Origin of the sequence: Methylobacterium adhaesivum, assembly GCF_022179065.1 — a bacterium.
GTDB lineage: Bacteria > Pseudomonadota > Alphaproteobacteria > Rhizobiales > Beijerinckiaceae > Methylobacterium > Methylobacterium adhaesivum.
On record NZ_BPQD01000001.1, the window covers coordinates 130,961 to 148,231 of the forward strand.

The following is a 17,271-nucleotide window of genomic DNA, read 5'->3' on the forward strand; positions in this document are numbered from 1 at the left end:
GTTGCGCGACGTCGCCCCCTGGGATGCCGCCGCCTCGCTGCCACAGGGCGAGCGGGACGGGACGCGCATCGACCATCTCGTGGTGCTCGGCCTCGTGGCGCCGGGCGCGCGGGTCCTCGATATCGGCTGCGGCGACGGCACGCTCCTGGCGCTGCTGCGCGACCGGCGCGGCGTCGACGGACGCGGCATCGAACTCTCGCGCGAGGGCGTCAACGCGTGCCTCGCCCGCGGCCTGCCGGTGATCCAGGGCGATGCCGACACGGATCTGGCGAACTATCCCGACGACGCCTTCGACGTGGTGGTCCTTTCCCAGACCATCCAGGCGACGCGCAACCCACGCATCGTTCTCGAACACCTCCTGCGCATCGGCCGGCAGGTGGTGATCTCATTCCCGAATTTCGGGCATTGGCGCGTGCGCGCGGAACTCGGCTTTCGTGGCCGGATGCCGGTGACTGCCCTGATGCCGGAAGAATGGTACGAGACCCAGAACATCCACCACTGCACCATTCGCGACTTCGTCGGCCTGTGCCGGATGGTGGGGGCACGCATCGAGAAGGCCACGGCCCTCGATGCCCGGGGCCGGCCCATGCGCTTCTCGATGCCGTGGTGGGTCTGGAATCTCATCGGCGCGCAGGGCGTGTTCCTGTTGAGCCAGGAGGCCAGTGAAATCTCAAGCGGGCCGACAAGACCCTGACGGATCAGTCCCGTCGCACCAGGAGGGTCGCGACCTCGTAGGTCACGCGCGCACCATCCGCCTCGAAGCGGCGCAGGACACGCCGCAGCTCCCCCGGCGACAGGGACGCGCGGCCGTCCGGCGTGCCGGCGCCGATGGCCCGCAGGGCGTTGAGAAAGGCACGCCCATCCGCATGGGTCTCGACCAGGGATTCGCACGCGACCGCGAGGGTGCAGCCCGGCACGCGCAGGGCCGCGAGGTCCGCCGCCGCCGGATAGGCCGGCGTCGCCGCCGTGACGCCGAGATCGGCATGGGCCCCGCGCCATTCGGCGAAGGTCCCGGAGGCCAGGGTCGCCACGGCGAGATGGCCCCGGGGCGCGAGGAGGCCGGCGAGCCGCGCAAGTGAGCCGGGCAGATCCTCGAACCACTGCGCGGCCAAGCTCGAACAGACGAGGTCGAAGCCCGGGGCGAGGCTCGGCCGCTCGCCGTCCATCACCACGAAGCGCGGATGGGGGCGGGGGTGCAGGGCCATGCGGGCGCGGCAGCGCAGGGTCATGGCGGGGGCGAGGTCGGTGGCGAGGTACGCCCCGGGGACGATCCGCTCGTGCAGGGCCGCCGTCAGCAGTCCGGTGCCGCAGCCGATTTCGAGGACGGACGGCGCGGGCGCCAGGGGCAGGGACGCGACGCGGGCCGCCAAGCCCCTGGCCACCCGGGCCTGGATGATGGCGGCGGCGTCATAGCCCTCGGCCCCGTCGAAGGCCCGGGCCACAGCCTGCTTCCAGGAACGCATGGGAGAGGACGCTTCTCGTGGCGCGAAGGGTGGCGATAGCCGTCGGGCGGCGGGGGCTCAAGCCGCACGAAAGCATCGGGCCTGAGTCACGGGCCCGGCCCTCACCGCGCCAGGGCCGCCTCGATCGCCCGTGCCACGGCCAGCGCGCGCCCGTCGTCGCCGAAGCGGGCGACGATCTGCACGCCAAGCGGCAGGCCATCCCCCGGCACCGGAAGGTTGACGCAGGGCACACCCATGAGGGTCCAGAGGCGGTTGAAGCGGGCGTCACCGGTACTGGTCAGCCCGGCCGGAGCCCGGCCGGGGGCCGAGAAGGTGAGAAGCGCATCGACCTCGCCGAACAGATCCTTGAGGACGCGGCGAGCACGGTGGGCCGTGCGCCGTGCCGCGTCGTAGGACGCGGCATCGAGGGCCTGCGCCCCGTCGAGTTCGGCCCGCAGGTCCGGCCCGAGGGCCTCGCGGTGGTGGGCGTATTCCCAGGCCAGGGCCTGCCGGGCCTCGAAGTCCTGCACAGTCATATGGATGGCCCAGGCCTCGGCGAGCTGCGGAGGCAGGGCAAGGTCGGTCACCGTCGCTCCGGCGGCCTCGGCCGCGCGCGCCGCGCGCTGCAGGGCGGCGACGGCCTCGGGATCGGCGGAGTCGGCGAAATCCTGGAGCACGAGGCCGATCCGGGGGGCGGCGATCCCGCCGGCCGGAAGATCGAGGGCCGGGCGATCGGCCAGGAGGGCGAGGGCCTGGGCGACGTCGCGGATGCCCGCACCGAACAGGCCGATCGTGTCGAGGGCCCACGAGAAGGTCTTCACGCCGACGGTCGGCAGCAGCCGGAACGAGGGCTTGATCGCCGCGATGCCGCAGAAGGCGGCGGGGCGGATCACCGAGCCGGCCGTCTGGGTGCCGAGCGCCAGGGGCAGGAGGCCGGCAGCGACGGCCGCCGCCGAGCCCGCCGAGGAGCCCCCGGGCGTGTGGGCGGAATCGTGCGGGTTGACCGTCGCGGACGGGTCACGGCTCGCGAACGGACAGGTGGCGGTCTTGGCCAGCGGCACGGCACCCAGCGCCCGCAGGCGGGAGACGATGGCCGCGTCGGCCTTGGGCCGCCAGCCCGCATAGAGGGCCGAGCCCATCTGCGTCGGCATGTCGGCCGTATCGATGATGTCCTTGATGCCGACGGCGATGCCGGCGAGGGGCCCATCGCGCGGGATCACCGGATCGGATGCGACGTGGACAAGGGCCCCGAGGCTCGCCTCTCGCGCGGCGATGGCGTCGCGCGACAGGGCGACGGCGCCGACCGGATCGAGGGTCCCGGCGGAGATGCGGGTGCGAAGATCGACGAGGGACAGCATGGCAGGGAAGTCCGGCCTGAGAGGCCATCTGTCAACACGTATCCACAGGTCGGCCGCCGCGCCCCGCATCGTTGACGAAGCCTTTACGCAAAGCCCCGCATCGTCTTCGTCATGTGGCGTAGCGTTCTCGCGTTCTCCGCCCTTGCGCTGTTCGGCGCGGGGCTCACCGGCTGTGCGCTCAACAAGTTTGAGCAGCGCGAGCCCTGGCGCGACCAGGCCGAACAGGCCTGCAACGCCAAGCGCCTCGTCGAGACGAGCGAGTTCATCACCCCGGCCAAGGCCATCGAGGGGCCGGGCGTATGCGGCATGCTGCAGCCCTACCGGGTCACCCGCCTCGGCGGCGGCAGCGTCGCCCTGAAGCAGCGCGTGACCCTGGCCTGCCCGGCGCTCGCCGAGGCCGAGGCCTGGCTCGCCGACACGATCCAGCCGGCCGCCAACCTGTATTTCGGCCAGCCCGTGGCCGAGATCAACGCGGGCACCTACGCGTGCCGGGGCCGCAACAACCAGGCCGGCGCCAAGCTCTCGGAGCATTCCTTCGGCAATGCCGTCGACATCATGTCGTTCAAGCTCGCCGACGGCTACGTCATTACCGTCAAGGGCGGCTGGCGCGGCACGGAAGCCGAGCAGGGGTTCCTGCGCGAAGTGTTCCTCGGCGCGTGCGCACGCTTCTCAACGGTGCTGGCGCCGGGCTCCAACGTGTTCCACTACGATCACATCCACGTCGACCTCGCCCGCCACGATCCGCGCGGCCTGCGCCGGATCTGCCAGCCGCTGATCAAGTTCACGCCCCAGCTCGGCGCCGACGGCGTCGCGCGTCCGGTGTCGCGTCCGCGTCCCGTCGAGCGTCTGCCGGCGCCCCCCCAGGCCCCCGTGGACGTGGAGGAGGACGATCCCTACGGCGTGAGCCCGATGTCGCAGAAGGCGGCACCCCGGGCCGCCCCCTCGCAGCTCGCGCGGGTGCCGGTGCCCGCGGCTCGCGCCGCGCCTTCGGCCTACGTGGCGGCCCCGGTGTCCCGGCCCCGCCTCGCCACGGCCCATGGCTTCGACGAGCCGGCCCCGGGCTTCGAGCGCGAGCCCCTGTCCCTGTCGGCGCCCAGCCTATCGGACCCGATCTACTGACCGTCGCGATCACTGTGCCCCCCGCACCCCAGGGGCGGTGAAACCGACGACCGGCCCGGCGCGCAAGCTTGACTCCGACGCTGCAGCGGCCATCGTTCCGCGCAACTGTACGGACTCCAGCAAAAGATTGCCGGCATGCGCCCGAACCGCCTTTCCGCCGCCTTCGCCCTCGGCCTCGTCCTGGTCGGCGCCCTGCAGCCGGCCTTCGCCCGCTCGGGTCGCGAGGAGATCACCCCCGCCGAGGAGCGCGAGTTCAACTACGACGCCCACATCCCCGGCTGTCAGGCGTCCGAGGTGCTGGAGCGGCTCTCGACCCACTTCGCCGAGAAGGAGCGCAAGTTCTGGAACTCGACCCTCACCATCGTGAGCTATGAGCGCATCGAGCGCACAGCCTGGCGCCCCTGGGGCCTCGACTTCGTGCCCCGGCGCTATTGCAGCGCGGTCGCGACCACCTCCGACGGCGTCCGTCGCAAGGTCGACTACTCCGTGCGCGACGGCCTCGGGATCATCGGCGCCGATTGGGGCATCGAGTTCTGCGTCCACGGCCTCGACCGCAACCTCGCCTACGCCTACGCCACGGCCTGCCGCGAAGCCCGTCCGTGAGCCTGCATCGAGGGCTCGCCCTCGCCGCCGCTTTCCTCGTCGGGGCGTCCGGCGCCGCCTGCGCCCAGGGCTACGACCAGCGCGGCACGCCGGGCGAGTTCGACTTCTACGTCCTCGCCCTGTCGTGGTCGCCGACCTATTGCAACGGAGACGGGGCGCAGCGCGAAGCCAACGGCCAGTGCCGGCCCGGCCGGGGCCTCGGCTTCGTCGTTCACGGCCTGTGGCCGCAATACACGCGGGGCTACCCGTCGAACTGCTCCAGCGTCGAGCGCTCGCCGACCCGGCAGGCTATGGAGACGGCCGGCGAGGTCTATCCGAGCGAGGGGCTGGCCCGCCACGAATGGCGCCGGCACGGCACCTGCTCGGGCCTCGATCCGGCCGCCTATTTCCGCGCCGCCCGCACGGCCCGCGAGGCGGTGACGATTCCCGACGCGTTCCAGAAGCCCAGCGCCGACACCCGCGCGGCGCCCATCGAGATCGCCCGCCAGTTCGTCATGGCCAACAAGGGCCTGCGCCCGGACATGATGTCGGTCGCCTGCGTGCGTGGCCGGCTGCAGGAGGTGCGGATCTGCCTGTCCAAGGACCTGCGCGGCTTCACCCCCTGCCCGGAGGTGGCACGCCAGAATTGCCGCGCCGGCGAGGTCGCCATCGACGCCGCGCGCTGAAAGCCGCCCCGTGAACTATCGCCACGCCTTCCATGCCGGAAACTTCGCCGACGTTCTCAAGCACCTCGTCCTGACGCGGGTGCTGACGCATCTGCACGCCAAGGCGACGCCGTTCCGGGCCATCGACACCCATGCGGGCCTCGGCTTCTATGACCTCACCGGAGACGAGGCCGGGCGCACGGGCGAGGCGGCGGAGGGCTGGGGCCGCCTCGACACGCCGTTCCCGGAGGCGGTGGAGCACCTTCTCGCGCCCTACCGGGCGGCGGTGGCGGCCACCCAGGCGCGCCATGGCGCCACGACCTATCCGGGCTCGCCCGCCATCATCCGCGAGTTCCTGCGCTCCACCGACAAAGGTGTCTTCGTCGAGCTGCACCCCGCCGACGCCGAGACGCTGCGGGAGCGCTACAATCAGGATTCACGAACCAAGGTGATGCACCTCGACGGCTGGACGGCGCTCGGCGCCCTGATCCCGCCGCCCGAACGGCGCGGCCTCGTGCTCATCGACCCGCCCTACGAGGAACTCGGCGAAATCGATCGCCTCGGCGCGGCCCTCGCCAAGGCCGTGGCGAAGTGGCCGACGGGCATCTACCTCGGCTGGTACCCGATCAAGGACGTGTCCCACGTCGACCGCATGGTGACCGAACTCCATGGCGCCCTGAACCGCCCCGCCCTGCGCCTCGACCTCCTCGTCAGCGAACCCGATGCAACGCGGCTGAACGGCAACGGCCTCATCGTGATCAACCCGCCCTGGCGCCTGGCCGAGGAAGCGATGCTGTTCCTGCCGGCGCTGGCCGAGCGCTTGGCGCGCACCGACTACGGGGCCTTTCGCTGCGAGGCGTTCGGTGCACAAGCGTAGGGGCTTTGGCGGAGACACGTGCGTGACGCACTGGATCGACCTCGACAGCACGCCGATCCCCGGCGGGCGGGACACCCTGCACCTGCGCCGCTGGGGCGAGGCGTTCTCGATCCAGGTCGGTACGTCCGAACTCATGACCGATCAGGACCGCGGGTCCGAGCAGGCCCTGGCGACGATCCCCTGCGAACGGCTCGCGGGTCGAACCGCGCCCCGCATCCTCATCGGCGGCCTCGGCATGGGCTTTACCCTGCGCGCCGCCCTCGAGGTTCTCGGACCGCAAGCCGAGGTGGTGGTCGCCGAGCTCGTGCCGGGCGTCGTCGCCTGGGCACGCGGCCCCCTCGCGCACCTGCACGGTACGAGCCTGGACGACCCGCGCGTCAGCGTCGTCGAGGCGGACGTGAACCGCCTCATCCAATCGGGCCCGGCCCGCTACGACGCGATCCTCCTCGACGTCGACAACGGCCCGAAGGGTATGACGCGCCGGTCCAACGACCGGCTCTACGATGTCTGGGGCCTCAAGCGTGCCCATTACGCCCTGCGGCCGGGCGGCATCTTGGCGGTGTGGTCGGGCTCGCCCGACCGCCGGTTCAAGGCCCGGCTGAAGCGCTGCGGTTTCGCCATGGAGGAGATCCGCTTTCCCGCTCATCCGGGTGGGCGGCGCCACGTGCTATGGATCGGCGTACGGGTGGAGGCGGCGGCCGCGACGGCTTGAGCCCCCTCCCCCCGTGACCGATCGGGCCGGACGTCAGTAATTGTAGCCGCGCTGGCCGTAGGCCGGGCCACGCTGCTGCACGCGGGAGCCGTAGTCGATCTCCCGTTCGCGCCGGGCCTTGCGATTGGCGAGGTAGCGCCCGCCGAGGCACCCCGCCACGGCGCCGACGACGCCGCGCTCCGCGAGGTAGTGCCCGGCGAGGCCACCGATGATCGCCCCCTTGATGCAGCCCTTGGCCTCGGCGGCGCCGGCGGTGACGAGGGTCGCGAGGGCGACGGCCGACAGGGTTGAAACGATCCGCATGATGATCCTCCACGATTGCGGAGGATGAAACACCGGGATGCGCCGCGCCGTTCCGGTAAAGCCCCTTCCCCTCACGCCGCGACGCGACCCTCCAGGGGAAACACCTTGGCGGGGTTCATGAGCCAGCCGGGATCGAACACGTTCTTCACCCGCATCTGCTGCTCGAGGTCGACCTGCTCGTACTGGAAGCGCATGAGGTCGCGCTTCTCGATGCCGACGCCGTGTTCCCCCGTGAGGCAGCCGCCGACCTCGACGCAGAGCTTCAGGATCGCGTCCCCAGCGGCCTCGGCCTTCTGGAGTTCGCCCGGCTTGTTGATGTCGAACAGGATCAGCGGGTGCAGGTTGCCGTCGCCCGCATGGAACACGTTGGCGACCCGAAGGCCGTGGCCGGCGCAGATGGCACCGATACGCTCGAGCACCAGGGGAAGCTGGCCCGTGGGAATCGTGCCGTCCATGCAGATGTAGTCGGAGATGCGCCCCGTGGCGCCGAACGCCGATTTCCGGCCCTTCCAGATGGCGGCGCTCTCGGCCTCCGATTTCGACACCCGTAGGCTCGTCGGGCGGAAATCCTCCGCGATGGCGACGATTCGGGCGAGCATGGCCTCGCACTCGGCGTCCGAGCCCTCGACCTCGATGATGAGCATCGCCTCGGCGTCGCGCGGGTAGCCGGCTTGTGCGAAATCCTCGGTGATGAGGATCGCCTCGCGGTCCATGTACTCCATCGCCACCGGGATGATGCCGGCGGCGATGATGGCGGCGGTGCAGGCGCCCGCATCCTCAACGGAGGCGAAGCCCAGCAGTGCCGGACGCGCGCCCTCGGCGCCCCGCAGGATCCGCACGGTGGCCTCCGTGACGATGCCGAGTTGCCCCTCCGACCCGCAGACGAGGCCGAGAAGGTCGTAGCCGCCGGAATCGAGGTGGTCGCCGCCGATCTCGACCACGGTGCCGTCGTTCAGCACAAGGGTGACGCCGAGCAGGTTGTTCGTGGTCACCCCGTATTTGAGGCAATGCGCACCGCCGGAATTCATCGCGATGTTGCCCGCGATGGTGCAGGCGAGCTGGCTCGACGGATCGGGGGCGTAGAAAAAGCCCTCGTGACTGACCGCCCCCGAGATGGCGAGATTCGTGATGCCCGCCTCCACCCGCGCCGTGCGGTTCTCGTAGCTGATGTCGAGGATGCGATTCATCTTCGCCACGCCGATGATGATGGCGTCCTCCTGGGCGATGGCGCCGCCGGCGAGCGACGTGCCGGCCCCGCGCGGCACCACCCGCACCCCTTGGGCGTGGCAATAAGCCATCACGGCCGAGACCTCCGCCGTGGTGGAGGGCAGGACCACGGCGAGCGGCATCTTGCGGTAGGCCGTGAGTCCGTCGGTCTCGAAGGCACGGCGTTCGTCTTCCGTCGTCACCAGGGCTTCGGGCGCGACCAGGGACGCGAGACCGGCGACGATGGCGTCGCGGCGGGCGACGATGCCGGCATCCGGCACGGGAAAGGCGATCGACATGGGCGTTCCTCGGGGCGTTCCTCGGGACATTCCGCACCAGCGCGACCGTTTTCAGCCTGCGCTCAGCTTGGACGGCGTAGGACCGGTAACGTGGTCGAAACAGCCGAGGATGCAGGGTACAGCCAAATCCACGACCTTCCCAGCGGCTTCGGCCAGGGCACGGGATAGGACCGCGATCACGGCTCACCGAAGCTTCCTTTCGCCGCAGACGCCATCGAGCCGACCGGAACGTTTTCACCCTTGATCTGTTCTAAAGGCCCAAGCTCTGCCATAAGCCCGGGTGGTTCAAAGCCCCCTCCAGGAGGAAACCAGAATGCGTCACCTCATCCTCGGCGCCGCCCTCGCGCTGCTGCTGCCCCTCTCCGCCCATGCCGAGGGCGATGCCGCCGCCGGCGAGAAGGCGTTCGCCCCCTGCAAGGCCTGCCATAACTTCGAGAAGAACGGCGTCGGCCCGACCCTGAAGGGTGTCGTCGGCTCGAAGGCCGGTGAGGGTGCCGATGGCTACGCCTTCTCGGCGGCCCTGAAGGCCTCCGGCATCACCTGGGACGAGGCCAACCTGCACGAGTGGCTGACCGACCCGAAGAAGAAGGTCCCCGGCACCAAGATGGTGTTCCCCGGCATCAAGGACCCGAAGAAGGTCGACGACATCATCGCCTACCTCAAGACCAAGTCCTGAGATCGAGGCTCCGGCCCATCGCCGACGGGCCGGATTGCGTGAAAGCCCGTTAGGAAGCCGTCCCCGCGGGGGCGGCTTCTTTCGTTGTGCGGCGGTCAGTCGTCTCGCCCTCGCCCGCCCCCGTATGCAGGGCGCCGCGCAGCTTCACCAGGGTATCGAGGAGCGCCAGACGCCCATCGAGATCGAGACCGGTGAGGCCCCCGAGCTCCCGGGGCACACATTCCATCCGGCCCTGCAGGTCCCGGCCCTTCTCCGTCAGGAAAATGCTCACCTGGCGCTCGTCCGAGCGGTCGCGGGCGCGGCGAACGTGGCCTGAGGCTTCCAACCGCTTCAGAAGCGGCGTCAGGGTTCCGGAATCGAGGAACAGGCGCAAACCGATCTCCTTGACCGTCTGCCCTTCCTGCTCCCACAGGACGAGGAGCACGAGGTATTGTGGGTAGGTCAGGTCATGGGCCGCCAGCAGGGCCCGATAGGCCCGACCAAAGGCGTGCGCCGCCGCGTAGACGGCAAAGCACAACTGCCCATCCAGGCTCTGCGCCGTCGGCGGAAGGACGGGGCGATCCGAAAGGGTCGGGGTGTCGTCACGGCCCGACATGCGGTGATTGTTCCTCTCTCGAGCGTGGCGCGTGATCCGGCGACCCGCTCAGGGGTGTCGCATTGGATGAGACGGCTTATCTTAGACACAACTCACATTGCGCACAATCGACCTTCGCAGTGCGAAAAACCGGGTTGCGCGCAATCGATCCCTCTGCGATAAGCAAACAAGATTGCGCACAATCGATATACGGGCCGTGAGGTCCGATGCGTCCCGCCAATCCCAGTTCCCATTACAGGAGACCCGTCATGCAGGCACTCTACACCGCACACGCCCACGCCACCGGTGGCCGCGAGGGCTCCGCCGCGAGCGACAACAAGGCCGTCGACGTCAAGCTCACGACGCCGAAGGAACTCGGCGGCAACGGCGCTCCCGGCGCCAACCCCGAGCAGCTCTTCGCCGCCGGCTACGCCGCCTGCTTCCTCGGTGCCATCAAGTTCGTGGCGGCTCAAGACAAGGTGAAGATCGCCGAGGATTCGAAGGTCGAGTCCACTGTCGGCATCGGCAAGCGCGACGACGGCACGGGTTTCGGTCTGGTCGTCACCCTGAAGGCGACCCTGCCGGGCGTCGACCACGCCGTGGCCGAGGATCTCGTGAAGCGGGCCGACGTGGTGTGCCCGTACTCCCACGCCACCCGCGGCAACATTCAGGTCGATATCTCAGTCGGCTGACCCCTCTCCCAATGTGAAAGAAGCCCCGCGCGAGACGGTCTCGCGCGGGGCTTCTTTTTGGGGTCGATCGAAGTAACGGTCGCTCAGTAATGCCGTGCCAGCACCTCGCGCACCCGCGCGACCATCTCGGCTTCCGGCACCGAGAACTGGGCCGGCCGGGCGGCCTTCCACTCGGCGTTGCTGGCGATGCCCTCCGACGCCTTGGCGCCCTCGATGAGATCCTTGATCTGGACCTCGCCGGCCTCGCGCTCGTTCGAACCCTGGATGATGGCACAGGGCGATCCGCGCCGATCGGCGTACTTCATCTGCGCCTTCATGCCCGAGCCGCCGAGATAGAGCTCCGCCCGGATGTTTTCCGCACGCAGGGTCGCGACGAGGCGCTGGTAATCCGCGATGTTTTCGCGGTCGAGGACGAGGATCACCACCGGGCCGGGCTTGCTTGTGCCCTCCAAGAGCGGGCTCTTGATGAGTTGCAGCGCCGAGAACAGGCGCGAGACGCCGATGGAGAAGCCCGTCGCCGGCACCGGCTCGGACCGGAACCGTCCGACGAGGCCATCGTAGCGCCCGCCGCCCGCCACCGAGCCGAAGCGCACGGTCTGCCCCTCGTCGTTGACGACCGGGAAGGTCAGTTCCGCCTCGTAGACCGGGCCGGTGTAGTATTCGAGGCCGCGCACCACGGAGGGGTCGGCGCGGATGCGATCGAAGCCGTAGCCCGCCGCAGCGCAGAGCCGCATCATCGCGTGGAGTTCGGCGATGCCCTCGCGGCCGGTGACGGAATCGCCCACCACATCGCTCCAGGCGCCGAAGAACTGCTCCCAGAACGCCATCCGGTCGGCGCCCTCAATGGGTGCGGACTGGAACGAGACGTAGGCGAGGATGCGCTCCACCGCCGCCTCGTCGAGGCCGGCGCCCTTGGTGAAGTCGCCGCTCTCGTCCTTGCGGCCCGCGCCGAGGAGCTGGCGCACGCCGTCGGGCCCGAGGCGGTCGAGCTTGTCGATGGCGCGCAGGACGGTGAGGCGCTGGCCGGCCTTGTCGGCCCCGGCGAGGCCGATGGCCTCCATCACGCCGTCGAGAACCTTGCGGTTGTTGACCTTGACCACGAACTGCCCGGCGAGGCCGAGCTTCTCGAGGGTGTCGGCCATGAGCATGCAGATCTCGGCATCCGCCGCGACGGTGCCGGCCCCGACGATGTCGGCATCGAACTGCATGAACTGGCGGAAGCGCCCCGGACCCGGCTTCTCGTTGCGGAAGACGTAGCCGGCCCGGAAGCTGCGGTAGGGCTTGGGGATCGCATCGAAATGCTCGGCCACGTGGCGGGCAAGCGGCGCCGTCAGGTCGTAGCGGAGCGACAGCCAGGATTCGTCGTCGTCCTGGAACGAGAAGACGCCCTCGTTCGGCCGGTCGAGGTCGGGCAGGAACTTGCCGAGGGCCTCGGTGTACTCGACGAACGGGGTCTCCAGGGCCTCGAACCCGTAGAGCTCGAAGCTCTGCCGGATCGTCTCGAGCATCCGGTGCTGGGCCGCGATCTCGTCCTCGCGCCGATCGACGAAGCCGCGCGGCAGGCGGGCTTTCAGGGTGTCGGCCTTGTGGGAATCGGCCTTGGCCATGGTGGTTTCGCTTTGCGGACGGCTTGGGAAGGGTGCGGGGGCTCTATCGCGCGCGGACGGGAGCGGCAAGCGCGGGCGTCAGAGCTTCAGGGCCAGCAGCCCGACGAGCCCCAGGATGGCGAGCGGGATCTGCGCCGGGCGCAGGCGCGCGAAGAACAGCGGCGCCTCCCCACGCCGGGCCGCGATCGGATCGAGGATCGTGAGGGCCCCGAAGCCGAGGATGAGCAGGGCCAGGGCGGCCACGGTCTCGTCCAGGACGGTGAGCACCAGGGCGGCGAATCCGAGGCTGAACAGCCCGATCATCGTGGCGATCTGGGCCAGCGTCGCGCCCCCCTCGGTGCGGAAGCTGAGGCCGCGGCGGACCCCGGATAGAAACAGCAGGATGGCGCAGCCCCAGAGGGTCGTCACGGTCTCGGCGGCATCGCCGAGGAATTTGCCCTGCCAGGCCCAAGCGGCCACTGCGCCCATGAGGAAGGGCAGCATCGGCCCGTAGCCGAACACGACACTCAGCCAGGGCACGGCGCGCGGCTCGGTCACGCGTAAGGTCCGGCTATCGGGGCGGTCGTCCATCGTATCGGGTGTCCTGCGGTCGGTCCCCACCAACCGCGGCACGCTCGGCCCGTTCCGCGTTCTTGTGCCTCTCCCAAAACGCCCGCGGCATCGTCGGCGTCGCGGAGAGCAACGGAGGACGCGCGGGCGTTTCGTCAGGCCCTTTACGGCGCCGCCGCGAGCCAGTCGCCGAAGCCTTGCGCGTAGTCGTCGGCGGCGCGGTCGAAGAGATCGTCGGTTTCGCCGGCCGTGATCGCGGCATCGATCAGAATACCCGTGAGCCCTTGACCGACGGTCTTGACGCCGATCCCGCCTTTGTAGGTGGTGATCACTGCGTTGGTGCGCGCGTCCACGATGTCGATATCGGCGCTGACCGTCGGGTTGCCGCCGATGGTGATGCGGCGGATGGCGGAGGGAATATCGGCGCGGGTGACGGTGGCCACGAGGCGAACCGGCCGCGTGCCCGCAGGCCGCTTGGCGAGGACCCGCTCCAGCTTGGTCTTCAGGCGACGCGCCACCAGATCGCGGACGAAGGCGCGCCCTGCCGGCGTCGCCGCCACGGCGGGATCGTTCGGTGACAGGCCGTTGGCCCGGGCGTAATCCGCCTCGGCTGTGCCCCAGACGATGGGCGCCGTCTCGGGCACCCGAACATCCAGGCTGGTGAAGCGAAGTTCCGCAGTCTCGACGGAGGAAAGGCGATTCGGCGCCGGCGTAACGCAGCCGGATACGCCGAAGCCGAGACCTAGTCCGAGCAGGAGTGCCGCAGCGACACGCGGCCGCCTGGGCCGGTGTTCAGCCAAGGGCGGCGTCGGCGTCCTGCGGGAATGGAAGGAACGCATCTCGGGGCATCTCGCGGGTTGGGTTGCAATGACCAACCCGTTCTCCCGGTCCAGGCCGACCCGCGCCGGGAGGTTCCGCCGCGCCGTCCCAACTAGCACAACCGGCACAAGGGAGATGCAACCCGTGCGCAACAGGGCTCGAGACCCGACGCTGAAACCTTGCTCCTCCGCCGACCTCCTACTGGTCAGCGGAGGAGCGGCGTCCTCAGGAGGAGAGCGGGCCGCTCTCGACGCCCTGTCCCTGCGCTTCCATCGCCTTCTGGCGGTAGAGGCCGACGAAATCGATGGGATCGATGTAGAGCGGCGGGAAGCCGCCATTGCGCACGGCTTCAGCGACGATCTGGCGAGCGAAGGGGAACAGCAGGCGCGGACACTCGATCATCACGGCCGGATGGAGCTGATCCTGCGGGATGTTGCGCATGCGGAAGATGCCCGCATAGGTGAGCTCGAACGCGAACAGCACGTCGCCGCCGGTCTTGGCATCGCCTTCGAGGGTCAACTCGACCTCGAAATCCTCTTCCGCGATCTGCCGAGCGTTGACGTTGACCTGGATGTTGATCTGCGGCGCCGATTCCTGAGGCTGGAGCGAGCGCGGGGCGTTCGGATTCTCGAAGGAGAGATCCTTGGCGTATTGCCCGAGGGCGTTGATGGCGGGGAGCTGGTCCTCGGTCTGCGCCGTGGCGCCACCGTTCCCGTTCGGTGCCGATGTGTCGGCCATGGCGTTCTTGTCCTTCTCAAGTGCCCCAGGAGCATGCTTCGTCGGGAGCACGATCCTCGGGGGGCACGATCCTCGGGAGCATGCGCGGGCCGGCTGTCGTTCGTTCGGCGACGGTTGCGACCACCCGTCCGGTGCGAGAGCGCGCTATCATGCCGATGGAGTGCGAACAAGGCACGCCCGCCGCGCCTGGAACCGGGGCTGGGCGCGCACCATATCCCGTGTCTCAGGAGGGCCGCCGTAGCGGAGACGCTTTCGGGCGAGTCGGCTCGCTCCCGGCGCGGGGCTCGGCTAAAGCACGTCCGACAGGGTTTTCCGGAGCCCCTCGAATTGCAGTCGTCGTGCGACGGCCACGATCAGGATCGGTGATGCAGGATTCCTTCGATTTGACGACCTTGATCTTCCTCGCCCTGGCGGTGTTCGTGATCTGGCGCCTGCGTTCGGTGCTTGGCCAGAAGACCGGCGCGGAACGCTCCCCCTTCAAGCCGGTGGACCGCAGCCGCACGGAGCCGCCGGCCAACCGGCCGGAGGGCGACAACGTGGTGCGCCTGCCCGGTGCCGATCGGGCCTCCGCCGACCGAGCGCAGACGGCACCGCGCCCGGAAGCCCGCGACTGGCGCGGCATCGCCGAGCCCGGTTCGGCCATCGCCAACGGCCTCGAAGCCGTGGTGCAGGTGGAGCCCGGCTTCGATCCGCGCAGCTTCGTCGAGGGCGCGAAATCGGCCTACGAAGCCATCGTGATCGCGTTCGCGAAGGGCGATCGCAAGACGCTGCGCAGCCTGCTCTCGCGGGAGGTCTGCGAGGGTTTCGAGCGTGAAATCGACGCGCGCGAGGGCCGCAAGGAGGTGGTGGAGACCACCTTCGTGTCCCTCGACAAGGCCGAGATCGTCGCCGTCGACGTCAAGAACCGCGTGGCCCAGGTCACGGTGCGCTTCCTCTCCCACCTCATCACCGCGACCCGTAACGCCCAGGGTCAGGTGATCGACGGCAGCGCCGAGACCGTGGTCGAGGTGCCCGACGTCTGGACCTTCGCCCGGACACTGGGCACCCGCGATCCGAACTGGCAGCTCGTCGCCACCGAAGCCGGTGCCTAGGCGGCCCTCACCGGTCATGCCCGGTTCGGCGCTCCGGCGCTTCCTGCCTCCCGCGACGGCCCTGGCGGCCTGTCTCGGCTCCGTGTTTCCCGGCTCGGCTGCGCAGGCGGCCGAGCCGTTGCGTGTGGGCGGCGCGGTGTTGGAAGCCGTCGACGTCGCACAGCTCGCCGGCTTCCCCGGTCCCGATCCCGAACGGGCCCTCGACGCCTTCCGCCGGACCTGTGCGGCGGCGCCGGTGCCCCTGGCTCCAACCATCACCGGCGACGCGGCCGCGCTGTCCGCCGCCTGCGCGCGGGCCGCCGCCGTTGCCCCCGAAGGGGCCGCCAGCTTCTTCGCCACGGCGTTCGCCGCCTACCGGGTCGTCCGGCCCGCCGCCGAGGGGACGCCCGTGCGCCGCACGGGCTTCCTGACGGGCTATTTCGAACCGGAACTCTCCGGCTCGCCCGAGGCGGCGCCCGGCTACACCGCGCCGGTTCTCGCCCGCCCCGCCGACCTCGTGAGCCTGGAGCCGGGCGAGGCGCATCCCGGCCTCGACCCCACCCTGCGCGCCGCGCGCCGCACGGAGGCCGGCCTCGTTCCCTATCCCGACCGGGCCGCCATCGAGGACGACGGGCCGGGGCCGTCACGGATTCCGCTGCTCTGGCTCCACCCCGTCGATCTCTTCGTCCTCCAGGTCCAGGGGTCGGGGCGGGTGCGCCTCACGGATGGGCGGGTCGTGCGGGTGCTCTACGACGGGCGCAACGGCCGCCCCTACACCGCCATCGGGAAGCTGTTGGTGGCCGAAGGCCATCTGCCCCTCGAGGGCTTGACCCTGGCGCGCTGGACCGGCTGGCTACGCGACAATCCCGAGATCGCCCGCCGCCTGATGCGCCGCAACCAATCGTACATCTTCTTCAAGCTCGCGCCCGTCGAGGATGCCGCCCTCGGACCGCCCGGCGCCGCCGGGGTTCCTTTGAGCCCCGGCCACAGCCTCGCCGTGGATTCGACCCTCTGGCGCTACGGCCTGCCGTTCTGGATCGAGGCCTCGGACGATCCCGCGACCGGTCGCATCGTCATCGCGGCCGATACCGGCTCGGCCATCGTCGGTCCGGCGCGGGGCGACCTCTATCTTGGCACCGGCGAAGCGGCCGGCGTCGCCGCCGGCAACCTGCGGGCCCCGGCGGGCTTCGTCGTGCTGCTGCCGCGCGCCGCCGCGCCGGCCGGGCCATGAGGCCCCCCCGGCGGCCCCGCGGCCTCTCGGGCGAGGATGCCTACCTGTGGGGCGAGATCGCCCGCCTGATCACGCCCCTGCGCGGTCGCGCCCGGCCGGCGAAACCGAAGCCGAGCCCGGTGATCGCTGCACCGATCCTGCCGGCAAAGCCCATCATGAAGCCGGCTCATAAGTCGCCACCCTCACCGATGGCGAAGCAGCCCGCGCCGGCCGCGAAACCACCGGGTAAGCGACTCATCCTGAAGCCGAATCCCCCAGCGACGCTTCCGCCCCCCGTGGTCGCCCCCCCTCCCCTGGCGCAGGGTCTGGAGCGACGCGTGCGTCTCGCCTTCCGACGCGGCGCCCTGCAGGTCGATGCCCGGATCGATCTCCACGGAATGTATCAGGCGCAGGCGCACGGCGCCCTGATGGGCTTCCTCATGCGAGCGCGGGCGGCGGGTCACACTCATGTTCTCGTCGTCACCGGCAAGGGCGGGATGGATTACGACGACGCGTTTTCCGAGCGCGGCGTCCTGCGCCGCAGCGTGCCGCACTGGCTGCGGGCGCCCGAATTGCGCAGCATCGTCCTCGGCTTCGAGGAAGCGGCCCGTCACCACGGCGGAGCCGGCGCCCTCTACGTCCGCCTGCGCCGTCGTTGATTCCGGCTTGAGCAAGCGAAAGAATCACGATAACGTCGAAGTCCCTCCCAATACGCCGTGATGCATCCCGCGAGTCTTCCAGACTCCCCCAAGACGATGCGCGGAACCGTCCTT

Annotated in this window: 20 protein-coding genes; 11 read left to right on the forward strand and 9 right to left on the reverse strand. The window is 70.1% G+C overall.

The window, feature by feature from the left end:
• The first annotated feature begins 1 nt into the window (after position 1).
• The gene (gene metW / locus MFF01_RS00575; RefSeq protein ID WP_238221592.1) at positions 2-694 is read left to right on the forward strand and encodes a methionine biosynthesis protein MetW; all 693 of its coding nucleotides are present in this window, start codon (positions 2-4) and stop codon (positions 692-694) included.
• A 4-nt stretch (positions 695-698) separates the two neighbouring features.
• Here metW and MFF01_RS00580 read toward each other — a convergent pair whose 3' ends face one another.
• Complete coding sequence (locus tag MFF01_RS00580; RefSeq protein WP_238221175.1) at positions 699-1,463, reverse strand: methyltransferase; 765 nt, start codon at positions 1,461-1,463, stop codon at positions 699-701.
• A 101-nt stretch (positions 1,464-1,564) separates the two neighbouring features.
• Positions 1,565-2,800 carry an amidase gene (locus MFF01_RS00585; protein ID WP_238221176.1) on the reverse strand — a complete coding sequence of 412 codons (1,236 nt, stop codon included), beginning with the start codon at positions 2,798-2,800 and terminating at the stop codon, positions 1,565-1,567.
• Positions 2,801-2,911: 111 nt separating this feature from the next.
• On the opposite strand from MFF01_RS00585, the gene MFF01_RS00590 reads away from it, so the two are divergent.
• From MFF01_RS00590 to MFF01_RS00610, 5 genes are all read left to right on the forward strand, one after another.
• Entirely contained in the window at positions 2,912-3,919 is a 1,008-nt protein-coding gene (locus MFF01_RS00590) for an extensin-like domain-containing protein (protein WP_238221177.1), read from the forward strand.
• 135 nt (positions 3,920-4,054) lie between these two features.
• Positions 4,055-4,522, forward strand: coding sequence for a hypothetical protein (locus MFF01_RS00595; protein WP_238221178.1), 468 nt, complete (start codon positions 4,055-4,057; stop codon positions 4,520-4,522).
• On the forward strand, positions 4,501-5,187 hold the full coding sequence (locus tag MFF01_RS00600) for a ribonuclease T2 family protein (RefSeq protein ID WP_373319598.1): 687 nt from the start codon (positions 4,501-4,503) through the stop codon (positions 5,185-5,187). The genes MFF01_RS00595 and MFF01_RS00600 overlap by 22 nt, the downstream gene beginning before the upstream one ends.
• A gap of 10 nt (positions 5,188-5,197) precedes the next feature.
• Positions 5,198-6,043 carry a 23S rRNA (adenine(2030)-N(6))-methyltransferase RlmJ gene (locus MFF01_RS00605; protein ID WP_238221179.1) on the forward strand — a complete coding sequence of 282 codons (846 nt, stop codon included), beginning with the start codon at positions 5,198-5,200 and terminating at the stop codon, positions 6,041-6,043.
• 22 nt (positions 6,044-6,065) lie between these two features.
• Positions 6,066-6,755 carry a spermidine synthase gene (locus MFF01_RS00610; protein ID WP_238221180.1) on the forward strand — a complete coding sequence of 230 codons (690 nt, stop codon included), beginning with the start codon at positions 6,066-6,068 and terminating at the stop codon, positions 6,753-6,755.
• A 33-nt stretch (positions 6,756-6,788) separates the two neighbouring features.
• Here the strand turns inward: MFF01_RS00610 and MFF01_RS00615 are convergent, their stop codons facing one another.
• Both MFF01_RS00615 and MFF01_RS00620 read right to left on the reverse strand, forming a co-directional pair.
• Positions 6,789-7,058, reverse strand: a complete 270-nt coding sequence (locus MFF01_RS00615; RefSeq protein ID WP_238221181.1) for a hypothetical protein — start codon at positions 7,056-7,058, stop codon at positions 6,789-6,791.
• A 71-nt stretch (positions 7,059-7,129) separates the two neighbouring features.
• Entirely contained in the window at positions 7,130-8,563 is a 1,434-nt protein-coding gene (locus MFF01_RS00620; RefSeq protein WP_238221182.1) for an FAD-linked oxidase C-terminal domain-containing protein, read from the reverse strand.
• Between the two features lie 313 nt (positions 8,564-8,876).
• Between MFF01_RS00620 and MFF01_RS00625 the strand changes: the two genes are divergently transcribed.
• Positions 8,877-9,239 (forward strand): c-type cytochrome, encoded by a 363-nt coding sequence (locus tag MFF01_RS00625; protein ID WP_238221183.1) that lies wholly within the window; start codon positions 8,877-8,879, stop codon positions 9,237-9,239.
• A 49-nt stretch (positions 9,240-9,288) separates the two neighbouring features.
• Here MFF01_RS00625 and MFF01_RS00630 read toward each other — a convergent pair whose 3' ends face one another.
• Positions 9,289-9,834: a MarR family winged helix-turn-helix transcriptional regulator gene (locus MFF01_RS00630; protein ID WP_238221184.1), complete on the reverse strand. Its 546-nt coding sequence runs from the start codon at positions 9,832-9,834 to the stop codon at positions 9,289-9,291.
• 248 nt (positions 9,835-10,082) lie between these two features.
• Here MFF01_RS00630 and MFF01_RS00635 point away from each other — a divergent pair, with 248 nt between their 5' ends.
• On the forward strand, positions 10,083-10,505 hold the full coding sequence (locus tag MFF01_RS00635) for an organic hydroperoxide resistance protein (RefSeq protein ID WP_238221185.1): 423 nt from the start codon (positions 10,083-10,085) through the stop codon (positions 10,503-10,505).
• Positions 10,506-10,588: 83 nt separating this feature from the next.
• Here MFF01_RS00635 and hisS read toward each other — a convergent pair whose 3' ends face one another.
• The 4 genes from hisS to secB form a co-directional block, all read right to left on the reverse strand.
• Complete coding sequence (gene hisS / locus MFF01_RS00640; RefSeq protein ID WP_238221186.1) at positions 10,589-12,112, reverse strand: histidine--tRNA ligase; 1,524 nt, start codon at positions 12,110-12,112, stop codon at positions 10,589-10,591.
• Between the two features lie 78 nt (positions 12,113-12,190).
• Positions 12,191-12,682, reverse strand: coding sequence for a DUF3429 domain-containing protein (locus MFF01_RS00645; protein WP_238221187.1), 492 nt, complete (start codon positions 12,680-12,682; stop codon positions 12,191-12,193).
• Positions 12,683-12,825: 143 nt separating this feature from the next.
• Positions 12,826-13,305: a hypothetical protein gene (locus MFF01_RS00650; RefSeq protein WP_238221188.1), complete on the reverse strand. Its 480-nt coding sequence runs from the start codon at positions 13,303-13,305 to the stop codon at positions 12,826-12,828.
• Positions 13,306-13,705: 400 nt separating this feature from the next.
• Entirely contained in the window at positions 13,706-14,218 is a 513-nt protein-coding gene (gene secB / locus MFF01_RS00655) for a protein-export chaperone SecB (protein ID WP_238221189.1), read from the reverse strand.
• A 365-nt stretch (positions 14,219-14,583) separates the two neighbouring features.
• On the opposite strand from secB, the gene MFF01_RS00660 reads away from it, so the two are divergent.
• Genes MFF01_RS00660 through MFF01_RS00670 form a run of 3 tightly spaced genes read left to right on the forward strand, consistent with a single transcriptional unit; the run spans position 14,584 to position 17,157 of the window.
• The gene (locus MFF01_RS00660) at positions 14,584-15,309 is read left to right on the forward strand and encodes a Tim44/TimA family putative adaptor protein (RefSeq protein ID WP_238221190.1); all 726 of its coding nucleotides are present in this window, start codon (positions 14,584-14,586) and stop codon (positions 15,307-15,309) included.
• 16 nt (positions 15,310-15,325) lie between these two features.
• Entirely contained in the window at positions 15,326-16,519 is a 1,194-nt protein-coding gene (gene mltA, locus MFF01_RS00665) for a murein transglycosylase A (protein WP_238221191.1), read from the forward strand.
• Positions 16,516-17,157, forward strand: a complete 642-nt coding sequence (locus tag MFF01_RS00670; protein WP_238221192.1) for a Smr/MutS family protein — start codon at positions 16,516-16,518, stop codon at positions 17,155-17,157. Before mltA ends, MFF01_RS00670 begins: the two co-directional genes overlap by 4 nt.
• The last annotated feature ends 114 nt before the right edge of the window (positions 17,158-17,271 follow it).